General features: G+C 68.4%; 22 protein-coding genes. 10 read left to right on the top strand and 12 right to left on the bottom strand.

All coding sequences use genetic code 11. From position 1 onward, the window contains the following. Positions 1 to 2: 2 nt before the first annotated feature. Complete coding sequence (locus HHL11_RS04355) at positions 3 to 194, bottom strand: hypothetical protein (RefSeq protein WP_169417213.1); 192 nt, start codon at positions 192 to 194, stop codon at positions 3 to 5. 147 nt (positions 195 to 341) lie between these two features. Between HHL11_RS04355 and htpG the strand changes: the two genes are divergently transcribed. Continuing rightward, positions 342 to 2228, top strand: a complete 1887-nt coding sequence (gene htpG, locus HHL11_RS04350) for a molecular chaperone HtpG (protein ID WP_169417212.1) — start codon at positions 342 to 344, stop codon at positions 2226 to 2228. A 34-nt stretch (positions 2229 to 2262) separates the two neighbouring features. On the opposite strand, the gene HHL11_RS04345 is transcribed toward htpG, so the two are convergent. From HHL11_RS04345 to HHL11_RS04305, 9 genes are all read right to left on the bottom strand, one after another. Further along, positions 2263 to 3618 (bottom strand): ATP-binding protein, encoded by a 1356-nt coding sequence (locus HHL11_RS04345; protein ID WP_169417211.1) that lies wholly within the window; start codon positions 3616 to 3618, stop codon positions 2263 to 2265. Continuing rightward, positions 3615 to 4298, bottom strand: coding sequence for a response regulator (locus HHL11_RS04340; protein WP_169417210.1), 684 nt, complete (start codon positions 4296 to 4298; stop codon positions 3615 to 3617). The genes HHL11_RS04345 and HHL11_RS04340 overlap by 4 nt, the downstream gene beginning before the upstream one ends. Positions 4299 to 4357: 59 nt before the next feature. After that, positions 4358 to 5365 carry a Csu type fimbrial protein gene (locus HHL11_RS04335; protein WP_169417209.1) on the bottom strand — a complete coding sequence of 336 codons (1008 nt, stop codon included), beginning with the start codon at positions 5363 to 5365 and terminating at the stop codon, positions 4358 to 4360. Then, complete coding sequence (locus HHL11_RS04330) at positions 5365 to 7761, bottom strand: fimbria/pilus outer membrane usher protein (RefSeq protein ID WP_169417208.1); 2397 nt, start codon at positions 7759 to 7761, stop codon at positions 5365 to 5367. Before HHL11_RS04330 ends, HHL11_RS04335 begins: the two co-directional genes overlap by 1 nt. Next, positions 7712 to 8521 (bottom strand): fimbria/pilus periplasmic chaperone, encoded by an 810-nt coding sequence (locus HHL11_RS04325; protein ID WP_169417207.1) that lies wholly within the window; start codon positions 8519 to 8521, stop codon positions 7712 to 7714. Before HHL11_RS04325 ends, HHL11_RS04330 begins: the two co-directional genes overlap by 50 nt. A 67-nt stretch (positions 8522 to 8588) precedes the next feature. Then, positions 8589 to 9065, bottom strand: a complete 477-nt coding sequence (locus tag HHL11_RS04320; RefSeq protein ID WP_169417206.1) for a Csu type fimbrial protein — start codon at positions 9063 to 9065, stop codon at positions 8589 to 8591. A 19-nt stretch (positions 9066 to 9084) separates the two neighbouring features. Further along, positions 9085 to 9576, bottom strand: coding sequence for a Csu type fimbrial protein (locus tag HHL11_RS04315; RefSeq protein ID WP_169417205.1), 492 nt, complete (start codon positions 9574 to 9576; stop codon positions 9085 to 9087). Positions 9577 to 9690: 114 nt separating this feature from the next. Beyond that, positions 9691 to 10476, bottom strand: a complete 786-nt coding sequence (locus tag HHL11_RS04310) for a pseudouridine synthase (protein WP_169417204.1) — start codon at positions 10474 to 10476, stop codon at positions 9691 to 9693. Further along, positions 10469 to 11191 (bottom strand): Crp/Fnr family transcriptional regulator, encoded by a 723-nt coding sequence (locus HHL11_RS04305; protein WP_169417203.1) that lies wholly within the window; start codon positions 11189 to 11191, stop codon positions 10469 to 10471. The genes HHL11_RS04310 and HHL11_RS04305 overlap by 8 nt, the downstream gene beginning before the upstream one ends. 102 nt (positions 11192 to 11293) lie before the next feature. Between HHL11_RS04305 and HHL11_RS04300 the strand changes: the two genes are divergently transcribed. The 9 genes from HHL11_RS04300 (at position 11294) to HHL11_RS04260 (ending at position 21636) form a co-directional block, all read left to right on the top strand. Next, the gene (locus HHL11_RS04300; RefSeq protein ID WP_169417202.1) at positions 11294 to 13228 is read left to right on the top strand and encodes an AMP-dependent synthetase/ligase; all 1935 of its coding nucleotides are present in this window, start codon (positions 11294 to 11296) and stop codon (positions 13226 to 13228) included. A gap of 2 nt (positions 13229 to 13230) precedes the next feature. Beyond that, positions 13231 to 14058, top strand: a complete 828-nt coding sequence (locus tag HHL11_RS04295) for an ABC transporter ATP-binding protein (protein ID WP_169417201.1) — start codon at positions 13231 to 13233, stop codon at positions 14056 to 14058. Between the two features lies 1 nt (position 14059). Continuing rightward, entirely contained in the window at positions 14060 to 14989 is a 930-nt protein-coding gene (locus tag HHL11_RS04290; RefSeq protein ID WP_169417200.1) for a branched-chain amino acid ABC transporter permease, read from the top strand. Positions 14990 to 14991: 2 nt separating this feature from the next. Further along, a complete protein-coding gene (locus HHL11_RS04285) occupies positions 14992 to 16068 on the top strand; it encodes a branched-chain amino acid ABC transporter permease (protein ID WP_169417199.1) in 1077 nt (358 codons plus the stop codon). Positions 16069 to 16088: 20 nt separating this feature from the next. Next, positions 16089 to 17402 (top strand): ABC transporter substrate-binding protein, encoded by a 1314-nt coding sequence (locus tag HHL11_RS04280; RefSeq protein WP_169417198.1) that lies wholly within the window; start codon positions 16089 to 16091, stop codon positions 17400 to 17402. Positions 17403 to 17422: 20 nt separating this feature from the next. Beyond that, the gene (locus HHL11_RS04275) at positions 17423 to 18226 is read left to right on the top strand and encodes an ABC transporter ATP-binding protein (protein WP_169417197.1); all 804 of its coding nucleotides are present in this window, start codon (positions 17423 to 17425) and stop codon (positions 18224 to 18226) included. After that, positions 18226 to 19476, top strand: coding sequence for a phenylacetate--CoA ligase family protein (locus HHL11_RS04270; RefSeq protein WP_169419906.1), 1251 nt, complete (start codon positions 18226 to 18228; stop codon positions 19474 to 19476). The genes HHL11_RS04275 and HHL11_RS04270 overlap by 1 nt, the downstream gene beginning before the upstream one ends. A gap of 102 nt (positions 19477 to 19578) precedes the next feature. Next, a complete protein-coding gene (locus HHL11_RS04265) occupies positions 19579 to 20562 on the top strand; it encodes a tripartite tricarboxylate transporter substrate-binding protein (protein WP_342593173.1) in 984 nt (327 codons plus the stop codon). 75 nt (positions 20563 to 20637) lie between these two features. Next, complete coding sequence (locus HHL11_RS04260; RefSeq protein WP_169417195.1) at positions 20638 to 21636, top strand: Bug family tripartite tricarboxylate transporter substrate binding protein; 999 nt, start codon at positions 20638 to 20640, stop codon at positions 21634 to 21636. 3 nt (positions 21637 to 21639) lie between these two features. Here the strand turns inward: HHL11_RS04260 and HHL11_RS04255 are convergent, their stop codons facing one another. Both HHL11_RS04255 and HHL11_RS04250 read right to left on the bottom strand, forming a co-directional pair. Continuing rightward, entirely contained in the window at positions 21640 to 21975 is a 336-nt protein-coding gene (locus tag HHL11_RS04255) for a DUF1840 domain-containing protein (protein WP_169417194.1), read from the bottom strand. Next, the gene (locus HHL11_RS04250) at positions 21975 to 23237 is read right to left on the bottom strand and encodes a class I SAM-dependent methyltransferase (protein ID WP_169417193.1); all 1263 of its coding nucleotides are present in this window, start codon (positions 23235 to 23237) and stop codon (positions 21975 to 21977) included. The genes HHL11_RS04255 and HHL11_RS04250 overlap by 1 nt, the downstream gene beginning before the upstream one ends. Between the last annotated feature and the right edge of the window lie 75 nt (positions 23238 to 23312).

Here is a 23312-nt window from a genome sequence, read left to right as displayed (position 1 = left end):
GCCTAGAGGGTCAGCGTGAGGGTCCGCGGGGCGGCGGCCCGGACCTCGATGCGGGAGCTCGTGCCTTCCGCCCCGGCCGCCAGCAGCAGCTCGTCCAGCGCCGGCGAGCGCTGCTCGGGCACCGTCAGCGTGTGGGCGTCTTCCTGGGCGCGATGGACGTCGGCCCAGGAGGGGGAAGGCAGCTCGATGCGCATGACCTAGACTGTAACCACCGGTACTACTGCCTTGGCGGGCCGGCCCGGGCCAAACGTCGAATTCTTCACGAGGCACTGCTGTAGCATCGTCCGCCTTGGAAAATTCCCGCGCCGGCCCCACATCGGCGCTGCATTCTCACCACAGAAATGAGCCAGAAACAGACCCTCTCCTTCCAGGCCGAGGTGGCACAGCTGCTGCACCTGGTCACGCACTCGCTGTACTCCAACAAGGAGATCTTCCTGCGGGAGCTGATCTCCAACGCCTCCGACGCCTGCGACAAGCTGCGCTTCGAGGCGCTGCACCACCCCGAGCTGTACGAAGACGCCCCCAATCTCGAAGTGCGCGTCAGCTACGACCCGGCGGCGAAGACGCTGACCATTGCCGACAACGGCATCGGCCTGTCCGAGCAGGAAGCGATCGACAACCTGGGCACCATCGCCAAGAGCGGCACCCGCGAGTTCATGGGCCGGCTCTCCGGCGACCAGAAGGCGGACGCCCAGCTGATCGGCCAGTTCGGCGTGGGCTTCTATTCCGGCTTCATCGTCGCCGACCGCATCACGGTGGAGTCGCGCCGGGCCGGCCTGAAGCCGGAAGAAGGCGTGCGCTGGGTCAGTACCGGCGCCGGCGACTTCGAGGTGGAAACCATCACCCGGGCGCAGCGCGGCACCAGCGTCACGCTGCACCTGCGCGACGACGCGCTGGACTACCTCTCCAGCTGGAAGCTGAAGTCCATCATCGGCAAGTACTCCGACCACATCTCCCTGCCGATCGCGATGCGCAAGGAGGAGTGGAAGGAAGGCGAGGAAGGCAAGCCGGGCGAGCACGTGCTCACTGACGAATGGGAGACCGTCAACCAGGCCACCGCCCTGTGGACCCGGCCCAAGAAGGACATCACGCCGGAGCAGTACCAGGAGTTCTACAAGGCGATCAGCCACGACTACGAGCCGCCGCTCGCCTGGACCCACAACCGGGTGGAAGGCAGCACCGAGTACACGCAGCTGCTGTTCATCCCCGCGCACGCGCCCGTCGACCTGTGGAATCGCGACAAGGCCGCCGGCGTGAAGCTGTACGTCAAGCGCGTCTTCATCATGGACGAGGCCGAGGCGCTGCTGCCCTCGTACCTGCGCTTCGTCAAGGGCGTGATCGACTCGGCCGACCTGCCGCTGAACGTCAGCCGCGAACTGCTGCAGGAAAGCCGCGACGTGAAGGCGATCCGCGAGGGCAACACCCGCCGCGTGCTGTCGATGATCGAGGAGCTGGCGAACGCCGAGGACAAGACCAAGTTCCAGAAATTCCAGTCCGAGTTCGGCGCCGTCCTGAAGGAAGGCCTGGGCGAGGACTTCGGCAACCGCGAGCGCATCGCCAAGCTGCTGCGCTTCGCCTCCACCGCCAGCGACACGGCAACCGTCTCCTTCGCCGACTACAAGGGCCGGATGAAGGAAGGCCAGGAGGCGATCTACTACGTCACCGCCGACAGCCAGGCGGCCGCGGCCAACAGCCCGCAGCTGGAGATCTTCCGCAAGAAGGGGATCGAGGTGCTGTACATGACCGACCGGGTCGACGAGTGGGCGCTGGGCTTCGTCAACGAGTTCGACGGCACGCCGCTGCAATCCGTGGCCAAGGGCCAGGTCGACCTGGGCACGCTGCAGGACGAGGCCGAGAAGAGGGCGGCCGAGGAAGCGGCCGAATCCTTCCAGCCGGTGCTGGCGAAGCTGAAGGAAGCGCTGAAGGACAAGGCGTCCGACGTGCGCGTCACCACCCGCCTGGTCGATTCGCCGGCCTGCCTGGTGGTCACCGAAGGCGGCATGAGCCTGCAGCTGGCGCGCCTGCTGAAGCAGGCCGGCCAGCAGGCGCCGGACATGAAGCCAGTGCTGGAGGTGAACGCCTCGCACCCGCTGGTGCAGAAGCTGGAAGGCTCGTCGCACTTCGACGACCTGGCGCACATCCTGTTCGACCAGGCGCTGCTGGCCGAAGGCGGGATGCCGGAGGATCCGGCGGCTTACGTCAAGCGGGTGAACGCGCTGCTGGCGTGAGGCTCGCAGGGCCGGGGCGGCCGCCCCGGCTGGCTCAGGCCGCCGTCTCGACGCGGGCGATGAGCCCGCTGCGGTCCTCGCGATTGCGCAGGGTCAGCGACAGCCCGCAGCGCTGCGCCGCGGCCTGCGCGATCGCCAGGCCCAGGCCGCTGCCGTTGGCCGCGCTGCCCGGCACCCGGAAGAAGCGGTCGAACACCCGCGGCAGCAGCTCCTGCGGGATGCCCGGCCCGGTGTCCACCACCTCCAGCGCCAGCTTGCCCTGGTCCTGCGATACCCGCACGTCCACCACTCCACCTTCGGGCGTGTAGCGCAAGGCGTTCTCGATCAGGTTGTCCAGGATGCTGCGCAGGTCGCCCGCGACGCAGCGCAAGGTCACCGGCGCCGCGCCCTGCTCCGGCCCGACCAGGCCCAGGTCGATGTTGCGCTGGTCGGCCAGCGCGATCAGGGTGTTGATGCTTTCGCGCAGCTGCGCCTGCAGGTCCACGATGCCGACGCCATCGGCGCCCGCCGCTTCCTGGCGCGACAGCCGCAGCAGCTGGTCCACCACGCGCTGGGCCCGCCGCACGCCGGCTTCGAGCTGCGAATAGCGGCCGCGGGCGCCCTCGCAGCTCATGTCGCCGCGCAGGTTCTCCAGCTGCAGGCCGATAGCCGTGATCGGCGTGCGCAGCTCGTGCGCCGCGTCCTGCACGAAGCGGCGCTGGGTGGTGAAGGCGTCGCGCAGCCGCCGCAGCAGGCTGTTGAAGGAATTCACCAGCGGCCGCAGTTCGTGCGGCACCCGCTGCATCGACAGTTCCGTGATGTGGTGTTCGTCCTGCTGCGCCGCCTGCCGGCCGATGTCCTCGAGCGCCCGCGAAATCGCGCGGGCCAGGCCCCACAGCACCAGCATCGCCAGCGGCAGCAGGATCAGCACCGGGGCGACGACGGCGGCCGCCCGCTCGGCCGCCAGGTGCGTGCGGAACGAAGCGCTTTGCAGCACCTGCACGGTGTGGTTGCCCGGAGCCGTCGGCGGCAGCGCGTAGGCGCGCCAGCCGTGGCCGGCCACCTCGACGTCCTGGAAGCCCTCGCCCTGCGGCATGGGCGCCGCCAGTTCGGGGTAGGTGGTCGAGACCAGCTGGCCCTGGCGATCGAAAGTCTGGACCACGAAAGCGCCCCAGTGCTCGACCCGGTCCGTGGTCTGGCGCGGCAGCCTCGCCTCCTCGGAGCCGGCCGCCGCATTGGCGATCTGCACCATCTGGTCGTCCAGGAAGCCGCTGACCATGGCGCAGTAGCTCCAGTAGCCCAGGCCTGCAGCGGTAGCGCCGACCACCAGGAACACCGGCACCAGCCACAGCATCAGCGCCCGCCGGATGGAGCACATCGGCCCCTGCGGGAAGACGTGCCACTTCATCATGCCGCCGCCCCCGCCGCCTGCGCGTCGGCCGCCACGCGCCAGCCGAGGCCGCGCACGTTGCGGATGGTTTCGGCGCCGAGCTTGCGGCGCATGCCGTGGATCAGGACGTCCACCGCATTGCTGCTGACCTCTTCGCCCCAGCCATAGATGCGGTTTTCCAGCTGTTCGCGCGAGAGGATGGCGCCGGGCCGCTCCAGCAGCGCGTGCAGCAGCGAGAACTCGCGCGCCGACAGCTGCGAGCGCTCGCCCTGCACCAGCACCTCGCGGGTGGTCAGGTCCAGCTGCACCCCGGGCGTGCCGATCACGGAATGGGCGGCGCCGTCGCGGCGGCGGATGACCGCGCGCATGCGCGCCAGCAGCTCGCGCAGTTCGTAGGGCTTCAGCAGGTAGTCGTCGGCGCCGAGATCCAGGCCGGCGACGCGGTCGTCCAGGCCGTCGCGCGCCGTGAGCACCAGCACCGGCGTCGTGTCGCCGCGGGCGCGCGCCTTGCGCAGCACCTCGACGCCATCGACCTTGGGCAGGCCCAGGTCCAGGAGCATGCAGGCGTAGTCGCCGTCGGCCAGCGCGCTCTGCGCCAGCTCGCCGTCCTTGACCCAGTCGACGGACCAGCCCTGGCCGGCCAGCGCTTCGCGCAGGCTGCGGCCGATCATCTCGTCGTCTTCCACCAGCAATACACGCATGGGATGCATTCTCCTGGCCGAAGCTTAAGGAAAGTGCATTAGACGGGGATTAGCCTGGGTTAATACGTCAAGGTGACAGTGACGGTGTCGGAATAAGTACCGCTGGTCGCCGCCTGGGCAGGCACGCGGCCGTAGACGGTCAGCGTCGTCGGGCTGGCGTCGCCGGCCCCGGTGCCGGTGGCCCAGGTTCCGCTGGCGTTGCCCCAGCGCTGGCTGCGGCCGGTGTCCCGGTACATCTCGTAGGTGACGTACTGGCCGGCCGCGTTGCGCATTCGCCGGGTGCTGGTGCCGGTGACGTTGACGCCGTTGCTGAGCCCCAGCGTCCAGGTGGTGCCCGCCTTGCAGCGGACCGAGATCTGCGAAGTCTGGTCGCGGTTGCTGGCCAAAGTGGACACGGCGCCGAAGTCCAGGTCGGTGGCCAGGGAGATCCGGCAGGCATTGGCCACCGAAGCGCTGACGCCGATGTAGAGCGGGCCGACCGAGCCGGTCCAGGCGCCGGTGGTGCAGCTGGCCGGATAGCTGCTGGTGGCCATGGCCACGTAGAACATCACATTGCTGATCCCCGCCTGGTAGTTGCCCGCCGGCAGGTCCTGCCCCGCGGCCACCCGGCCATAGACCGGCACGGAGATGGCCGATTGCGCATAGTTGCCGGGCACCACCGCGGTGCCGGTGTAGACCGTGAATCCACTGCCCGTGGGTGGCGGCCCGATGACCTGCGTCCGGGCGGCGTCCGAGTAGAGGTCGTAGGCCATCTGGCCGCCGTTGTAGTTGGTCATGTAGCGCGGGTTGACGCCGGCGATGGGCGCCTCGCCGCCGATGAACAGGCACCAGCGCAGGTAGCGCGGGTTGGCGTCCGCCTGGCAGGTGAGGTTGACCGTGTCCGACGTGTCGACCGCGATGCCGTTGCCGGCCGAGCCGAAGGCTATGCTGGCCGACCCGCTGCTCCAGCAGTTCTGGGCCGCTGCCGGCCCAGCGGCGGCGAAGAGCAAGGCCAGCAGCCACAACCGCAGCCAGCGGCGCGGCCAGGCGCCCAGGAAGGCCGGCGAGTGCATGTTCGATTCCTTCATCAGCGGCAGGTGAGGGGGCCCAGGTCGATCCAGCCGGTCCCCGGGATGGGCGGCAGCGCCGCGGCGCAGGTACCGCCGCCTTCGCGCTCCACCCGCAGCACCGTGCCTGCGGGCGGGTCCTCCAGGTAGACCAGGCCATCGTAGCCCACGGATGTGGTGGCCGCCGGCGCCGCGCCGGCGGCCGGCTCCAGGGTGACGTTGCTGCCCACGGGCAGCGGCGTGCCGGCCTCGTCGCGCAGCGTGAGTTGCACCGCGGCAATGCGGCGCAGCTTGAATGCCACCAGCGTGCCGCTGTGGCTTTCCGGCACGGCGTCGGCCGTGGTGCTCTCCACGCGCATGTCCGCCGGCAAGTCCAGCGTATCGATGGCGACCTTGTTGCGCTGGTAGGCGTTGAGCTGGGGGATCAGCAGCAGGCCATGGCTGTCCGTCTGGCCCACCACCCGGTTCTCCAGCCGCACCGGGACGTCCGGCACACCGCTGGTGGAGACCAGGGCGAAGGCATCGTCCACCTGTCGCATCGGCTTGAGGCCGCCGCCCATCCAGACCGCCGAGCCGCTCGCGCCGGCGTAGCCGGTGGTCGCTTCGCTGCTGCCGCCGGAAACGCCGGCGCGCCACTGCCCCAGGCTGCCCATCTGCGTGACCTCGGCCTGCGAGCGCGCCGGGCCGCTGCCGGCGGCGGCCTGCAGGCGCCAGCCCCAGCCGCCGGCGCTGCTGTCCACGCTCTGGCTCGCATCGACGGCCAGGTTGGTCCGATCGCCCTGCCGCGCGGCGGTGACGGACACGCTGCGCCGCTGGTCCAGCGGCACGTAGAGCGCCAGCTGGGCCTGGTAGTCGCTGTTGCTCGCCAGGTCCTTCACCACGTTCAGGCTCAGCGTGGCGTCGCCGATCTGGCGCGACCAGCTCAGGGTGAGGAAGCGCTGCGAGTCCCCGCTGTCGTAGCTCTGGCGCACATAGATCACGCCCAGCTGCCCCAGGAAGGACGAATAGCCGGCGTAGACCGAATCCTGGTCCAGGGCATGGCGCGTCTCGAAGCGGCTGGCAATGTCGCGCCAGCCCGCGCTGCGGCGCTGGCTGTTGATGGAGACGCTGTAAGGCTGGGCCGTCCACTGGTAGCCCGCGACGGCCTGCCGGCCGGTGCCCGCCCCGCTATGGCTCGCCGCCACCGAAGCGCTGACCACGCCGGCCCGTTCGCCCAGGCGCCAGGCGCCGCCGCCGCCGGCCAGCGCCACGCCGCCACCGGCCTGGGCCTGCGCCTCCAGCGTGCTGCGATCCGACAGGCCGTAGCGCGCAGTCCCGCTGGCCACCAGCGCGTGGTCGTAGGAGAACGAGCGCTGCCCATAGTCCTGGCGTACGAAACCGGTGGTGGCCGACCAGTCCCAGAGCCCCTCGCGCAGCAGGCTGGGCGCGCCGTAGAAATCGAAGTTGACGGCGCGGCGCTGGCCGTTGATGTCGGTGATGACCAGCTCGGCGCGGCCCGCGCCATTGAGCGAAGGCAGGCTGTCGATCAGGAACTGGCCCGGCGACACGCGCTGCGTGGACTGGCGCAGGCCATTGATGTACAGGTCCACCGTCGACGGCAGCGTGGCCTCGCCCACGAAGGTATTGAGCGGGGCGGTCACCTGGTAAGGCTGCAGCCCGAAGTTGCTGCCGAACCGCAGGCCACCCACGCGCACCGCGCGCGACGACGTCAAGGCGCCGGAGTAGGTGTCGCCCAGCGTGAGCGACAGCGCCTGCTGCGGCCAGTTCATCTGCCACGAGGTGTCCAGCCGCACGCTGGAGTGGTGGGAGCCGAGCAGGTCGTGCGTCACCCCGCTGTTCATCGACGTGCTCCAGACGCCCGGCCCCACGCCGAACATGCGCAGCTCGTTCCAGCCGCTGAGGGCCGACGTGTCGTGGCTGTCCTGCGCGAACAGGTCGTAGTTGAACAGCAGCCCGGGTTCGGCCGGCGAAGCCTCGGCCGGCTGCGCCGCGCCCAGCCCCGACACCAGCCGCAGGGGCACGCGGTCCAGCATGGCCACGGGCGCGACCAGGTTGATCATCTGGTTGCGCGGGTCATAGGTGGCCTTCAGCCCCGAGAGCTGCGCCAGTTCGACCAGGCCGCTGGCCGTTTCGCTGCCTGGCCAGCGCAAGCCGATCTCGCGCAGCGTCGCGGCGCTGGCGGCGAGCGCATCGCCCGGCCCGACCAGGAAGCGGGCGAGTTGCGGCAGCGCCTCGCCATTGACCGTGACGGCCAGGTACAGCTCCTCCCGGTCCGGCGCCGCGGCGGCCGCGGACACGGCCTGGGCCGCCACCGGTGGCGCCCAGGACAGCAGGAGAACGAGGCCCAGCCCGAAGGCCGCGGCGGCTTCAGGAAGTCGGAGCCGCGAGGCGCAGCACCTGCTCTTGCAGGTTGTCATTGAAGCGGGCTTTGAACACGCCACCGGGCGCCAGCCTGGTCGCCGCCGGCGGCAGCTGGAACTGCATGCGCTGGCCCGCCAGTACGTAGCCCATCAGGCCGGGCACGAGCTCGGTCTGCTCGCCCTTCGCGTTTTCGTAGATCAGCCGGCTGATGCGCACGCGCGCCTTGCCGGCGTTGGCAACCTCCAGCACCTGCGGCGCGGCGGGCTTCCACTGCGCGGTCAGCGCGTCGCCACTGCCCGGTGCGGCAGCCGATGCGGCATTGGCCGGCGCGCCGGCGGCGGCCACATCCGGCGCGATGAACACCGGCACCGAATAGCGCAGCAGGAACTGCAGGCCGGCAGGTGCCCCGCTCGCGCCTGCCTGCGGAGCGGTGCTGGGCGGCAGTTCGTCGACGATCAGTCGATAGGCGCGCTCCACCGGCGCCGGTTGCGTCTGCGGCCGGACGATGCGGATCAACTGGCGCTGGCCGGGCTGCACTTCCACCGTGGGCGGGCTGGCGACCAGGTCGTTGGCCGGCTCCAGCTTGTCCACGCCTTCGGCCTGCGACCAGCGCTGCACGCGGATCTGCGCGCGCAGCGGCTGGGTGCCGCTGTTGCTCAGCCAGAAGGGTTGGCCCTGCTCCCGGGCCTGGAACTGCAGCGAAATCGGCGAGACCTGCAGGTCGGCCGCGAACGCAGCCGGACCGCCCGCGAGCAGGGCTGCCAGGGACAGCAGCCCGCAGCGGGCCAGACGGGAGAGGGTGGTAGGAATATTCACGGGAACGATGGCCGCAAGGTGAACCGGCCGCACGAGGCGGCCGGCGAGGAAGGCAAGCGCCTGGCGATCAGTAGTCGACGGTGACCAGCACCGTATCGGTGTAGTTGCCGGCGGGGAAGGAGAGGCTGGGCACGCGGCCGTAGACCGTGAAGGTGTTGGTGCCGGTGCCGGTCTGCGTGTCGGTGCCGATGGTCTGGCCCCACACCTGGGTGTGGCTGCTGTCGCGATACAGCTCGTAGGGCACGTAGTTGCCGCTGGCGACCAGGCGGCGGCCGCTGGAGTAGTTGCCGCCCTGGCCCAGCAGGACGTTGTAGGGCGTGGAACCCTGGCAGGTCACCGTGACGGCGCCGGTGTTGTCCACCGGGGTCGATGCGGTCTGGGCGTGGCTGCCGAAGGCCACCGAGCTGGGCGCCGTCGTCGTGACGTCGCAAGCGGCGGTGATGGTCAGCGAGACCTGCAGGTTGTTGGTGTCCGTGAGCGCGTAGGCGCCGGAGACGCCGGAGATGGCTGCGGCAACCAGGGCCGCCTTGAAGAATTGACGCATGAGTCCCTCCAACGAGTCGTTAGTAAGTGACGGTCGCCGTGACCGTGTCGGAATAGGTACCGGCCGGGAAATTCAGGCTGGTCAGGCGGCCATAGACCGGGGTGGCCACTGCGGCGCCGGTTCCGGTGCCGGAGACGGTCGTGCCGAAGGTGGTGCCATTGCCCCAGGGCGTGGCGCGGGCGGAGTCCTGGTACAGCACGTACGCCGCGACGTTGGCGCCGGACAGCATCTGGCGGGTCGAGGCCGTGGCGTTCAGGCCGCCGTTGAGCGCGATGGTGTACGGCGTGCCGGAGCTGCAGTTGATGCTCAGCGAACCGGCGGCGTCGGTGTTCACGGCCGTGGTCTGGCGGGTGTGGGTGCCGAAGTCGACGTCGGTCGGCGTGGTGCCGATCGAGCAGCTCTCCTGCACGACCAGCTTGACGCCGAAGGTCTGGGTCGCTGTGGCAGCGTAAGTGCCCACCATCGCGCCCGACGCGGCGGCCAGCAGGGCCAACTTGAGAAGCAGATTCATCCAGTTACTCCATAGTAGAGTTCTTAGGGATTATTCCTAAGAACCCCTACGGGCCTGGCCTAGGTCGTCAGCTTCGGACAAGGATTGCAATTAATCCCGGGATTTCCCTGGTTTCTAGAAACCTTCTGTTGCATCCAGGTAACGCCACTGTCCTACGGGTAGTTGGCCGAGCGCCACCCTGCCGATCCGGACCCGCTTCAGGCCCAGCACTTTCAGCCCCACTGCTTCGCACATGCGGCGGATCTGGCGCTTGCGCCCCTCGGTGAGGACGAAGCGCAGCTGCTCCGGGTTCTGCCAGTCGACCTTGGCCGGCTTCAGCTTGACGCCATCGAGGCTGAGGCCATGGCGCAGGCGAACCAGCTGTACCGGCGGAAAAACCCGCTGCACGTCGGTGGCGACCGCGCCGAAGGCCACCCGCACGAGGTATTCCTTCTCGATGTTCGAGTCCTCGCCGATCAGCTGGCGGGCCACGCGGCCATCCTGTGTCAGCACCAGCAGGCCCGTGGAGTCGATGTCCAGCCGCCCCGCCGGCGCCAGGCCTCTCAGCTGGCCCGGGTTGAACTTGTGCGCCGCGCGGTCGCCCTGCCAGCGATTGCGCGCCTGCACCAGCACCACGGCCGGCTCGTAGCCGTCTTCCGCCTGGCCGCTGACGTAGCCCATGGGCTTGTGCAGCAGCACGGTGACCTGCTCGCGCTGCTGGCCGCGCGCCTTCGGATCCACCTCGATGCGCGAGCGCGGGCCGACCTGCAGGCCCATGGTGGCCACCTGGCCATCGACCTTGACCCAGCCCTTGGCGATCCAGTCGTCCGCCTCGCGGCGCGAGCACAGGCCCAGTTCGGCCATGCGCTTGTTCAGGCGGGTGGTGGCGGCGTTGTTGTTGTCGGATTGCGGGTCAGGCATGGGCTCGGTTCGGGATGAGGCTGGTGCGAAGCGCCTGCAGGTCGAGGATGCGCAGGCCGCCGTATTCGACGCGGATGATGCCCTGTCCCTGCAGCGCGGACAGCGCCTCGTTCACGCGTTGGCGCGACAAGCCGACCAGGTAGGCCAGCTCCTGCTGCGTGATGCGCAGCATCTCGCCGACGCCGGGAAACAGGGCGGGGTTGAACAGCGCGGCGAGGTTGCGCGCGACCCGCAGGTCCGGGTTGCTCATGCGGTCGATCTCGCGCGCGGCGATGAACTGCGCGAGGCGCTCATTGAGCTGGTTCATGACGAAGCGGTTGAAGCCGATCGAGTGATCGAGCAGCCAGTGGAAGGTGTCCGCCGGCAGGCCACCCACCACGCTGCGGCGCAGGGCCTGCACGTTGTAGCGATAGCTCTCGCCTTTCAGCACGGTGCCTTCGCCGAACCAGCCGCCCGGCGGCAGGCCGCTGAAGGTGATGGTCTGGCCCTGCGCGTTCTCGTTGCTCATCTTGAGCAGGCCTTCGATGACGCCGAACCAGTAGGTGACCGGCCGGCCGACGCGGCACACGAGATCGCCCGGGAGCGCGTCACCGACCTTGATGTGCGGCACGGCACGCGCGCGTTCGGCCGGTTGCAGCACGGCCAGCCAGGGGATCAGGGCCAGTTCCGCATCGGTCGGGGCGCGGCGGCGCTGGTGCAGGGTCAGTTCGGACATCGGATGGGTGATTGTCGTTCGGGCTCGCCCTACTAGGAGTATCCCTAGGAATGTCGTTGCAAAGACAGATCGGCGTCAAAAGCCCCGCCTACATTGCGCCCCATGGAGACGACCTTCCCCCGCCAGCTCCTGCAGCACGCCGCGCAGCGGCCGCAGGCCAGCGCCATGCGCGAGAAGGAGTACGGCATCTGGCAGGCCACCAGCTGGTCGCGGCTGGCGCTGCTGGTGGAGCAGCTGGCCTGCGGCCTGCACGCGGCAGGCCTCGCGCGTGGCGAGCACATGATCGTGATCGGCACCAACCGGCCGCGCCTGTACGCGACGATGCTCGCGGCGCAGGCGCTGGGCGCTGTTCCCGTGCCGCTGTACCAGGACGCGGTGGCCGCCGAATGCGTCTTCCCGATCAACAACGCCGAAGTGCGCTTCGCGCTCGCGGAAGACCAGGAGCAGGTGGACAAGCTGCTGGAGATCCGCCCGCAATGCGCGCAGCTGGAACGCATCTGGTTCGACGATCCGCGCGGGCTGCGCAACTACGCCGAGCCCGGGCTGGCTTCGCTCGGCGCATTGGCGGCCGAAGGCGCGGCCTTCATGCAAGCGCAGCCTGGCTTCTTCCGCGCCGAAGTGGAGCAAGCGCAGCCCGATGACGTGGCCGCGATGTTCTTCACCTCCGGCACCACCGGCCAGCCCAAGGGCGTGGTGCACACCCACCGCAGCCTGCTCGATCGCGCGCGGGCCGGGGCCGAGTTCGACCACCTCACCGAGCGCGAGGAAGTGCTGGCCTACATGCCGCCGGCCTGGATCGGCCAGAACATCTTCAGCTATGCGCAGTGGCTGGCGTGCGGCTACGTGGTGAATTGCCCCGAGTCGGCCGCCACGGTGATGATCGACCTGAAGGAGATCGGGCCCACCTACTACTTCGCGCCGCCGCGCGTGTTCGAGGCGCTGCTCACCAGCGTGATGATCCGCATGGAGGACGCCGGCGCGCTGAAGCGCCGCATGTTCCACGCCTGCATGGCGCTGGCGCGCCGCGTCGGCCCGGCACTGCGCGATGGCCGCCCGGTCGGCGCCTGGGACCGCCTGCGTTACGCCATCGGCAACCTGCTGGTGTACGGGCCGCTGCGCACCAACCTGGGCTTCTCGCGGGTGCGCGTGGCCTATACCGCGGGCGAGGCGATCGGGCCCGACCTGTTCACCTTCTACCGCGCGATCGGCGTCAACCTGAAGCAGCTGTATGGCTCCACCGAGACCGCGGTCTTCGTCTGCATGCAGCCGGACCACCAGGTGCTGCCCGACACCGTGGGCCTGCCCTGCCGCGACGTGGAGATCCGGCTGGCCGACAACGGCGAGATCCTGGTGCGCTCGCCCGGCCTGCTGAAGGAGTACTACAAGAACCCGCAGGCCACCGAAGAAGCGCGGACGGCGGACGGCTGGTTCCACACCGGCGACGCCGGCTTCCTGGACGCGCGCGGCCACCTGAAGATCATCGACCGCGCCAAGGATGTCGGCCGCCTCGCGGACGGCTCGCTGTTCGCGCCCAAGTACATCGAGAACAAGCTCAAGTTCTTCCCGCACATCAAGGAAGCGGTGGCTTTTGGCGACGGTCGCGGCCAGGTCTGCGCGATGGTCAACATCGACTTCGATGCGGTGGGCAACTGGGCCGAGCGGCGCAACCTGCCCTATGCCGGCTACACGGACCTCGCGCAGAAGCCGGAGGTGTATGCGCTGGTGCAGGACTGCATCGAAAAGGTCAACGCCGACCTCGCCGCCGACGAGAAACTGGCCGGCAGCCAGGTGCACCGCTTCCTGGTGCTGCACAAGGAGCTGGACGCCGACGACGGCGAGCTCACGCGTACCAACAAGGTCCGCCGCGGTTTCATCGCCGACAAGTACCAGGTGCTGGTCGACGCGCTGTATGGCGGCAAGACGGAGCAGTACATCGCGACCCAGGTCAAGTTCGAGGACGGGCGCACGGGCAGCGTGAGCGCGACCCTGAAGATCCTGGAAGCCCGCACCTTCGCGCCGGTGCGGGCGGCGGCGTGAACATGAGAGACCCGGCCCTCGGCGGCATCGCCACTTCCACGCCCGCGTCCGAACGCGTGCTCGGCGACGTGATCCTGGACGTGCGCAACATCTCGCTTGCCTTCGGCGGCGTGAAGGCGCTCACCGACATCTCCTTCGACGTGCGCGAGCACGAGATCCGCGCCATCATCGGCCCCAACGGCGCCGGCAAGAGCTCGATGCTCAATTGCATCAACGGCGTGTACCAGCCGCAGCAGGGGACCATCGCCTTCCGCGGCCGCAGCTTCAAGCACATGAAAAGCCGGCAGGTCGCGGAGATGGGCGTCGCCCGCACCTTCCAGAACCTGGCGCTGTTCAAGGGCATGAGCGTCCTGGACAACATCATGACCGGGCGCAACCTGCGGATCAAGACCAACCTGCTCCTGCAGGCGCTGCGCATCGGCCCGGCCGAGCGCGAGGAGATCCGGCACCGCGAATACGTGGAGCGGATCATCGACTTCCTGGAGATCCAGGCCTGGCGCAAGGTGCCGGTGGGCCAGTTGCCCTACGGCCTGCAGAAGCGCGTGGACCTGGGCCGGGCCCTGGCGATGGAGCCGCAGGTGCTGCTGCTGGACGAACCGATGGCGGGCATGAACCTCGAGGAGAAGCAGGACATGTGCCGCTTCATCCTGGACGTGAACGACGAGTTCGGCACCACCGTGGTCCTGATCGAGCACGACATGGGCGTGGTGATGGACATCTCCGACCGCGTGGTGGTGCTGGACTACGGCAAGAAGATCGGCGACGGCACGCCGGGCGAAGTGCGCGCCAACCCGGAGGTGATCCGGGCCTACCTCGGGACCAGCCACTGACATGGGCTTCTTCCTCGAAACCCTCCTCGGCGGCCTGATGGCCGGCATGCTCTATTCGCTGGTGGCGCTCGGCTTCGTGCTGATCTTCAAGGCGAGCGGCGTGTTCAACTTCGCGCAGGGCGCGATGGTGCTGTTCGCCGCGCTGGCCATGGCGCGCTTCGCGCAGTGGATCCCGCAGTGGACCGGTATCGCGAACCCCGTGTTCGCCAACGTCGCCGCCTTCCTCGTCGCCGGCCTCATCATGTTCGCGGTCGCCTGGGCCATCGAGTTCCTGGTGCTGCGCCAGCTGGTGAACCAGGAAGGCGCCACCCTGCTGATGGCCACGCTGGGCATCGCCTACTTCCTCGAAGGACTGGGCCAGACGCTGTTCGGCAACAGCATCTACAAGATCGACATCGGCATGCCCAAGGACCCGGTGATCGCCTTCGACAAGGTGTTCGAAGGCGGCATCCTGGTCAACCAGGAAGACCTGATCGCGGCGCTGATCTCCGCCGTGCTGGTCGCCCTGCTATCGCTGTTCTTCCAGAAGACGGCGACCGGCCGCGCGTTGCGCGCTGTGGCCGACGACCACCAGGCCGCGCAGTCGGTCGGCATCCCCCTCAATCGCATATGGGTCATCGTCTGGTGCGTGGCCGGCGTGGTGGCGCTGGTGGCGGGAATGATCTGGGGCAGCAAGCTGGGCGTGCAGTTCTCCCTGGCGACGGTCGCTCTGCGCGCCCTGCCGGTGGTGATCCTCGGCGGCCTCACCTCGGTGCCCGGCGCCATCATCGGCGGGCTGGTCATCGGCGTGGGCGAGAAGCTGTCGGAGGTCTACATCGGGCCGCTGGTGGGCGGCGGCATCGAGATCTGGTTCGCCTATGTGCTGGCGCTTGCGTTCTTGCTGGTTCGCCCGCAAGGCTTGTTCGGCGAAAAGATCATTGATCGGGTCTGAAAATGATCTACAGAGAGAACGGCCAGTTCAAGACCTCCTACCGCGCGGACCAGCAGATCTTTGCCATCGTGCAGGACCGCTGGGCGATCGCGGCGCTGCTCGCCCTCGCCTTCTTCGTCGTGCCGGCGCTTGCCAGCGACTATTTCTTCCGCGCCATCCTGATCCCCTTCCTGATCATGGCGCTGGCGGCGCTGGGCGTGAACGTGCTGGTCGGCTACTGCGGCCAGATCTCGCTGGGCTCCGGCGCCTTCATGGCCGTCGGTGCCTACGGCGCCTACAACTTCTTCGTGCGCATCCCCAACATGCCGCTGGTGCCGGCCATCCTGCTGGGCGGCCTGTGCGCCACCGCTTTCGGCATCCTGTTCGGGCTGCCCAGCCTGCGCGTGAAGGGGCTCTACCTTGCGGTGGCCACGCTGGCCGCGCAGTTCTTCTCCGACTGGATGTTCCTGCGCATCAAGTGGTTCACCAACGACTCGTCCTCGGGCTCGGTGTCGGTGAACAACCTGCAGGTGTTCGGCCTGCCGGTGGAGAGCGCGCAGGCGAAGTACTGGTTCTGCCTGGCCTTCCTGTGCGTGCTCGCGCTGGCCGCCAAGAACATGGTGCGCGGGGCGATCGGCCGCGAGTGGATGGCGATCCGCGACATGGACGTGGCGGCCGCCGTGATCGGCATCCGCCCGATGTACGCCAAGCTCACGGCGTTTGCCGTCAGCTCCTTCATCATCGGCGTGGCCGGCGCGCTGTGGGCCTTCGTCTACCTCGGCGCCTGGGAACCGGCGGCCTTCTCGGTGGAGCTGTCCTTCCGGCTGCTGTTCATGGTGATCATCGGCGGCCTCGGCTCCATCATGGGTGCGTTCTTCGGCGCGGCCTTCATCGTGGTGCTGCCGATCTTCCTCAACCAGTTCCTGCCGGCCCTGGTGGCGAGTGTCGGCCTGTCGATTTCCACCGCCGGCGTGTCGCATGCCGAGTCGATGATCTTCGGCGCCCTCATCGTCTGGTTCCTCGTGGTGGAGCCGCATGGCCTGGCCCGCCTGTGGTCCACCGGCAAGCAGAAGCTGCGGCTGTGGCCCTTCCCCCATTGATTTCAACAAGGAGACAAAGCATGAAGTTGCGTTCCATCCTGCTGGCCGCCCTGCTGGGCACGGCCGCGGCCGGCGCTTTCGCGCAGGCCAAGGAGCAGTTCTTCCCCTTGCTGTCCTACCGCACGGGCCCGTACGCGCCCAACGGCACGCCGTGGGCCAACGGCAAGCAGGACTACCTGAAGATGATCAATGCGCGCGACGGCGGCATCAACGGCGTGAAGCTCACGTTCGAGGAATGCGAGACCGGCTACGCCACCGACCGCGGCGTCGAGTGCTACGAGCGCCTGAAGAGCCACGCGGGCGTGACGCTGTTCGACCCACAGGCCACCGGCATCACCTTCGCACTGACCGAGAAGGTGCCCACCGACAAGATCCCGCTGATCACGCTGGGCTACGGCCTCTCCGTCTCGCAGGACGGCAACGCCTTCAAGTGGAACTTCCCGATCATGGGCAGCTACTGGACCGGCGCCGACATCATCATGCAGCACATCGCCAAAAAGGAAGGCGGCTGGGACAAGCTGAAGGGCAAGAAGATCGCCCTCGTCTACCACGACTCGCCCTTCGGCAAGGAGCCCATCCCGCTGCTGCAGGAGCGCGCGACCATGCATGGCTTCAAGCTGGACCTGATCCCGGTCACCGCGCCCGGCGTGGAGCAGAAGGCCGCCTGGCTGCAGGTGCGCCAGATGCGTCCGGACTACGTGCTGCTGTGGGGCTGGGGTGTGATGAACTCCACCGCGCTGAAGGAAGCGCAGGCCACCGGCTACCCGCGCGACAAGATGTACGGCGTGTGGTGGGCCGGCGCCGAGCCGGACGTGAAGGACGTGGGCGATGGCGCCAAGGGCTACAACGCGCTGGCGCTCAACACCTCGGGCCAGCAGCCCAAGGTGATGCAGGACATCCTGAAGTACGTGCACGACAAGGGCCAGGGCACCGGCCCGAAGGACGAAGTGGGCTCCGTGCTGTACACGCGCGGCGTGATCATCCAGATGCTGGGCGTCGAAGCCGTTCGCCGTGCCCAGGAGCGCTTCGGCAAGGGCAAGGTGATGACGGGCGAGCAGGTGCGCTGGGGCCTGGAGAACCTGGCGCTGGACCAGAAGCGGCTGGACCAGCTGGGCTTCGCCGGCGTGCTGCGGCCGATCTCCACCAGCTGCAGCGACCACATGGGCTCCACCTGGGCGCGCATCCACACCTGGGACGGCAGCAAGTGGAACTTCTCCAGCGACTGGTACCAGGCCGACGAGCAGATCATCAAGCCGATGGTGAAGACCGGCGCGGAGAAGTATCTGGCCGACAAGAAAATGCAACGTCGCGACCCCGCGGACTGCCAGTCCTGAGGAACACGCAGGGACCGTCCATGAGCAAAACCGTCCTGAACGTCAACGGCATCGAGGTCATCTACAACCACGTGATCCTCGTGCTCAAGGGCGTGTCCCTGCAAGTGCCCGAAGGCGGCATCGTGGCGCTGCTCGGGGGCAATGGCGCCGGCAAGACCACCACCTTGCGCGCCATTTCCAACCTGCTGAAAGGAGAGCGCGGCGCGGTCACCAAGGGCTCCATCGAGCTGCGCGGCGAACGCATCGAGAGCCTGACGCCGGCGGACCTGGTGAAGCGCGGAGTCGTGCAGGTGATGGAAGGGCGGCACTGCTTCGCCCACCTCACCATCGAGGAGAACCTGCTCACCGGCAGCTACACGCGCAGCGACAAGGCCGAAGTGGCGCGCAACCTGGAGAAGGTCTACACCTACTTCCCGCGCCTGAAACAGCGCCGCACTTCGCAGGCGGCGTACACCTCCGGCGGCGAACAGCAGATGTGCGCGATCGGGCGCGCGCTGATGGCGAGCCCGAGCATCGTGCTGCTGGACGAGCCCTCCATGGGCTTGGCACCGCAGATCGTGGAGGAGGTCTTCGCCATCGTGAAGGACCTCAACGCGCGGGAGCGCACCACCTTCCTGCTGGCCGAGCAGAACACCAACATGGCCCTGAAGTACTCCGACTACGGCTACATCCTGGAAAGCGGCCGCATCGTCATGGACGGCGCCGCCTCCGAGCTGGCCGGCAACGAGGACGTCAAGGAGTTCTACCTGGGCGTGGGCGGCGGCGAGCGCCGCAGCTTTCGCGACGTCAAGAGCTACAAGCGCCGCAAGCGCTGGCTGGCATGATGAACCACGAGCACTACGACCCCCTCGAAACGCGCGATCCGGCCGCGCGCGAAGCACAGTTGCTGGCCGCCCTGTCGGCGCAGCTTGCGCACGCGCAGCAGGCCGCTCCGGCCCTCGCCCGCATCCTGGAAGGCGTGGAGGCGAGCAAGATCACCTCGCGCGCGGCGCTGGCGCGGCTGCCCGTCACCCGCAAGCCCGAACTGCTGGAGCTGCAGAAGGCGCAGCGGCGCAGCGACCCCTTCGGCGGCTTTTCCACGGTGGCGCGCGGTCCCGGCATGACGCGCGTCTACGCGTCGCCCGGGCCGATCTACGAACCCGACGCCGGCAGCCACGACTACTGGCGCCTCGCCCGCGCGCTGTTCGCCGCCGGCCTGCGCAGCGGCGACCTGGTGCACAACGCCTTCAGCTACCACATGACGCCCGGCGCTTTCATGTTCGAGTCCGGCGCGCAAGCCGTCGGCTGCACCGTGTTCCCGGCCGGCACCGGGCAGACCGAGCAGCAGCTGCAAGCCATCGCCGACTTGCGGCCCGACGCCTACACCGGCACGCCCAGCTTCCTGCGCATCCTGCTGGAGAAGGCAGCCGAGGCAGGCACCGACATCACCAGCCTGCGCAAGGGCCTGGTCGGCGGCGAGGCCTTTCCGCCCAGCCTGCGGGACTGGTTTGCCGAACGCGGGCTCGCCGTCTACCAGTGCTACGCGACCGCCGACGTCGGCCTCATCGCCTACGAAACGGCATCGCGCGAAGGCCTGGTGCTCGATGAAGGCGTGCTGGTGGAGGTCGTGCGGCCCGGCACCGGCGTGCCGGTGCCGGATGGCGAAGTCGGCGAAGTGGTCGTCACCAGCTTCAGCCAGGCTTATCCGCTGGTGCGCTTCGGCACCGGCGACCTGTCCGCCGTGCTGCCAGGCACCGACCCCACGGGTCGCACCAACACCCGCATCCGCGGCTGGCTCGGGCGCGCCGACCAGACCACCAAGGTCCGCGGCATGTTCGTGCACCCCGGGCAGGTCGCGGAGATCGCGCGCCGCTTTCCGGAAGTCGTGAAGGCGCGGCTGGTGGTGAGCGGCGAGATGGCCAACGACAGCATGACGCTGAAAGTGGAGGCCTCCTCCAGGCCGCAAGGACTGGAAGGCCGCATCGCGGACGCTATCCGCGACATCACCAAGCTGCGCGGCGATGTGCAGTTGCTCGCCCCGGGCAGCCTGCCCAATGACGGCAAGGTGATCGAGGACGCCCGCAGTTACAGGTGACTTGATCCAACGCAAACTGTAAGTGCTAAGTAGAAGCAGGGGGGCCCGCTTCGAGGCAGCGCTCCTATGATCTGCGGTTCGTTTTCGTGCAAGGAAACCCGCGTGAAGAACCTCCTCAAGTCGCTGCTGCCCGTCGCCCTGCTCGCCACCGCCGTCACGGCCGGCGCCCAGGATTTCCCGAACGGCAAGCCCATCACCATCATCGTGCCCTTCGCCGCCGGCGGCCCCACCGACAAGGTGGCGCGCGACCTGGCCGAGGCACTGCGCAAGCCGCTGGGCACCACGATCATCGTGGACAACGCGGCCGGCGCGGGCGGCTCCATCGGCGCCAACAAGGTCGCCAAGGCCCAGCCTGATGGCTACACCTTGCTGCTGCACCACATCAGCATGGCCACCATGCCCACCCTGGTGCGCAACATCCCGTTCAAGGTGGAGAGCGACTTCGAATACCTGGGCATGATCAACGACGTGCCCATGACGGTGATCGGCAAGCCAAGCATCCCGGCCGGCAACTTCAAGGAGTTGACGGCCTGGATGCAGCAGAACAAGGGCAAGATCAACCTGGGCAACGCCGGCATCGGCTCCGCCTCGCACCTGTGCGGCATGCTGTTCCAGCACGCCGTCGGCGTGGACATGACCGCCGTCCCGTACAAGGGCACGGGCCCGGCCATGACCGACCTGATGGGTGGCCAGATCGACCTGATGTGCGACCAGACCACCAACACCACCGGCGCCATCGAGGCGAAGAAGGTGAAGGCCTATGCGGTCACCACCGCGCACCGCCTGACGGTGCCGGCGCTGAAGGACCTGCCCACGCTGCAGGAGTCCGGCCTGAAGGGCTTCGAAGTCACCATCTGGCACGGCCTGTACGCGCCCAAGGGCACGCCGCCGGCGATCCAGAAGAAGATCAACGAAGCCCTGAAGGTGGCACTGAAGGATCCGGACTTCATCAAGCGTGAAGAGTCGCTCGGCGCCGTCGTGGTGCACGACAACCGCGTCGAACCCGCGGAGCACAAGAAGTTCGTGCTGTCCGAGATCAACAAGTGGAGTCCGCTGATCAAGGCCGCCAACGTGTACGTGGAGTAAGCTGCCCGCAGCTCTCACAGGGCAAGGCCGCCTGCGGGCGGCTTTGTCGCATTCGAATCCAGGAGACCAAAGACCGTGAGCCGTTCCGCCCTTCCCTTCCGCCGCCGTTGGCTGCTGGCCCTGGCCTGCGCGCTGCCGCTGGCGGCCGCCGCGCAGAGCAACTGGCCGACCAAGCCGGTGCGCATCGTCGTGCCCTTCGCTGCCGGCGGCACCACCGACATCCTGGCGCGCGCGGTCGCCCAGGAACTGACGAAGTCCTTCGGCCAGTCCTTCATCGTCGACAACAAGCCGGGCGCCGGGGGCAACATCGGCGCCGACCTGGTGGCCAAGGCCCAGCCGGACGGCTACACATTGCTGATGGGAACCGTCGGCACGCAGTCGATCAACAAGTGGCTGTACACCAGGATGCCCTTCGACCCGCAGAAGGACTTCCAGCCGATCACGCTGGTGGCCGGCGTGCCCAACGTGATGGTGGTGAACGCGGAGAAGGCGCAGGCGCGCGGCATCCACAACGTCGCTGACTTCATCAAGTACGCCAAGGCCAACCCGGGCAAGCTGAACATGGCCTCCAGCGGCAACGGCACCTCGATCCACCTCGCCGGCGAGCTGTTCAAGGTGCAGGCCGGCGTCTACATGACGCACTTTCCCTTCGGCGGCTCCAACCCGGCGCTCTTCAGCCTGATGTCCGGCGACATGGACGTGATGTTCGACAACCTGCCTTCGGCCATGCCGCACATCAAGTCCGGCAAGCTGAAGGCGCTGGCCGTCACCAGCGCGCAACCTTCGGCGGCGCTGCCTGGCGTGCCGACGGTGGCGGAGGCCGGCAACCTGAAGGGCTTCGAAGCGAGTTCCTGGTTCGGCCTGCTGGCGCCGGCCGGCACGCCGATGGACATCGTCAACCGCGTGCAGCAGGAAACGGCGAAGGCGCTCGCCACGCCGCAGATGAAGGAGCGCCTGCTGTCGCAAGGCGCCATTCCCAGCGGCAACACGCCGCAGGAGTTCGCGCGGCTGATCGACTCGGAACTGAAGAAGTGGCAGCCGGTGGTGAAGGCCTCCGGCGCGAAGGTGGACTGACCGTCAGGGCGGGCTGACGTCGCCCCAGACGATGTCCTTGCCTTCCTGCTGGCAGCGCTTGAGCATGTCGATGAAGGGCAGGGCCCGCTGGCGCAGCGAGATCGCGCTGAGGCTGGGCGGCACCTGGCCCTTAGACCGCGCTTCCTCGACGGCGGCCTTCTGCTCGGCCTCCTCGCGCGTGATCGTGTCTTCCAGCTTCTGGATGGCGCCGGGCATCTCGGTGACCTGGATGATGCCCTGCGGCCCGGGATCCTTGCCGACGATCTCGAGCACGCGGCGGCCGTTCGGCTCCAGCATGATCAGGTCGCCGGCGGCCTTGGACTTGAACTTGTAGAGCATCAGCGGTAGATGTAGTCGCGGTTGAAGGGGTACGCCGATTGTGCGCCCCGGATCGTGCCGCTGTGCATGTCCCCATCAGGCCGGGTGGCCAGGATCTGGTGCAGCGCGATCCAGCCGCGCTCGAAGCACATCGCGCAACCCGCCAGGTACATGCGATAGGCACGCAGCACCGTGCCCGCGCCCTCGGTGCCATGCGTGCGCTCCAGCACCGCCCTCGCTTCATCCAGCTGCGCTTCGAGCGCATCGGACCAGGCCCACAGCGTCCGCGCGTAGTGCGGCCGCAGGTTCTCGGTGTCCACCATCTCCAGCCCGCCCACGGCCATGTCGCGCAGGACCAGGCTGGGATGCAGCAGCTCGCCGCCGGGGAAGATGTACTTGCCGATGAACTCGCCCATGCCGCTGCCCAGCCCGCCCGGGTCCAGGCCGCCGGCGGTGATGCCGTGGTTCATGACCAGCCCGCCCGGCTTCAGCAGGCGATAGAGCTTGCCGAAGTAGGCGGGCATGTTGACCTGGCCCACGTGCTCGAACATGCCGACCGAGGCGATCTTGTCGAAGGCCTGGCCCTCGGGCAGGTCGCGGTAATCCTGCAGCAGCATGCGCACGCGGCCCTGCAGGCCCTTCTGCTCGATCAGGCGGTTCACGTGGGCATGCTGGTTGCGCGACAGCGTGATGCCGGTCGCGTCCACGCCGTAGTGCTCCGCCGCCCACAGCAGCAGCCCGCCCCAGCCGGCGCCGCAATCGAGGAAGCGCTCGCCGGACCGCAGCATCAGCTTGCGGCAGATGTGGTCCAGCTTCGCCTCCTGGGCCTGCGCCAGCGAGAAGTCCGGCTCGCGGTAGTAGGCGCAGGAGTAGACGCGCCGCGGGTCCAGCCAGAGCGCGTAGAAGTCGTCCGACACGTCGTAGTGGAAGCGGATCTGCTCGGCGTCCTTCTGCTGCGTGTGCTGGGCGAGCGACCTGGCGCGGCGGAACATCTGCGTCCACCAGCTGGTGTCGCTCTGCACCGGGCTGCCCGGCAGCAGTTCCGCGGCGGCGGCCATGATGTCGCGCATGCGGCCTTCGAGCTTCAGCCGCTTTTCGACGTAGTCTTCGCCGACGGTCCCGATCTGGCCGGCCGCCAAGGTGGCGAGCCCGGACCAGTCCTGGAACTCCAGCCGGACGGCGGCTGTTTCCGGGCCGATGCGGCGGCCGCCGGGGAGGGTCACTGCCAACGTGACCGGCAGTTTCGCAATCTGCGCCTCGATCTTCTGGACAAGCGGTTCCATCGCTCCATTCTTGCGGACCGTGAATTGCCGCGTCAATGACGGGGGTGTAGGACGGCGCCGCGAGAGGCTGATCGC

It is taken from the genome of Ramlibacter agri (genome assembly GCF_012927085.1).
Classification (GTDB): domain Bacteria; phylum Pseudomonadota; class Gammaproteobacteria; order Burkholderiales; family Burkholderiaceae_C; genus Ramlibacter; species Ramlibacter agri.
This window is presented reverse-complemented; position numbering and strand designations above follow the sequence as displayed.

Bases quoted from the DNA above. Each gene is read 5' to 3' on its own strand.
- HHL11_RS04355 (WP_169417213.1), bottom strand. From the start codon at position 194: ATGCGCATCGAGCTGCCTTCCCCCTCCTGGGCCGACGTCCATCGCGCC.
- htpG (WP_169417212.1), top strand. From the start codon at position 342: ATGAGCCAGAAACAGACCCTCTCCTTCCAGGCCGAGGTGGCACAGCTG.
- HHL11_RS04345 (WP_169417211.1), bottom strand. From the start codon at position 3,618: ATGATGAAGTGGCACGTCTTCCCGCAGGGGCCGATGTGCTCCATCCGG.
- HHL11_RS04340 (WP_169417210.1), bottom strand. From the start codon at position 4,298: ATGCGTGTATTGCTGGTGGAAGACGACGAGATGATCGGCCGCAGCCTG.
- HHL11_RS04335 (WP_169417209.1), bottom strand. From the start codon at position 5,365: ATGAAGGAATCGAACATGCACTCGCCGGCCTTCCTGGGCGCCTGGCCG.
- HHL11_RS04330 (WP_169417208.1), bottom strand. From the start codon at position 7,761: ATGACAACCTGCAAGAGCAGGTGCTGCGCCTCGCGGCTCCGACTTCCT.
- HHL11_RS04320 (WP_169417206.1), bottom strand. From the start codon at position 9,065: ATGCGTCAATTCTTCAAGGCGGCCCTGGTTGCCGCAGCCATCTCCGGC.
- HHL11_RS04315 (WP_169417205.1), bottom strand. From the start codon at position 9,576: ATGAATCTGCTTCTCAAGTTGGCCCTGCTGGCCGCCGCGTCGGGCGCG.
- HHL11_RS04310 (WP_169417204.1), bottom strand. From the start codon at position 10,476: ATGCCTGACCCGCAATCCGACAACAACAACGCCGCCACCACCCGCCTG.
- HHL11_RS04305 (WP_169417203.1), bottom strand. From the start codon at position 11,191: ATGTCCGAACTGACCCTGCACCAGCGCCGCCGCGCCCCGACCGATGCG.
- HHL11_RS04300 (WP_169417202.1), top strand. From the start codon at position 11,294: ATGGAGACGACCTTCCCCCGCCAGCTCCTGCAGCACGCCGCGCAGCGG.
- HHL11_RS04295 (WP_169417201.1), top strand. From the start codon at position 13,231: ATGAGAGACCCGGCCCTCGGCGGCATCGCCACTTCCACGCCCGCGTCC.
- HHL11_RS04290 (WP_169417200.1), top strand. From the start codon at position 14,060: ATGGGCTTCTTCCTCGAAACCCTCCTCGGCGGCCTGATGGCCGGCATG.
- HHL11_RS04285 (WP_169417199.1), top strand. From the start codon at position 14,992: ATGATCTACAGAGAGAACGGCCAGTTCAAGACCTCCTACCGCGCGGAC.
- HHL11_RS04280 (WP_169417198.1), top strand. From the start codon at position 16,089: ATGAAGTTGCGTTCCATCCTGCTGGCCGCCCTGCTGGGCACGGCCGCG.
- HHL11_RS04275 (WP_169417197.1), top strand. From the start codon at position 17,423: ATGAGCAAAACCGTCCTGAACGTCAACGGCATCGAGGTCATCTACAAC.
- HHL11_RS04270 (WP_169419906.1), top strand. From the start codon at position 18,226: ATGAACCACGAGCACTACGACCCCCTCGAAACGCGCGATCCGGCCGCG.
- HHL11_RS04255 (WP_169417194.1), bottom strand. From the start codon at position 21,975: ATGCTCTACAAGTTCAAGTCCAAGGCCGCCGGCGACCTGATCATGCTG.
- HHL11_RS04250 (WP_169417193.1), bottom strand. From the start codon at position 23,237: ATGGAACCGCTTGTCCAGAAGATCGAGGCGCAGATTGCGAAACTGCCG.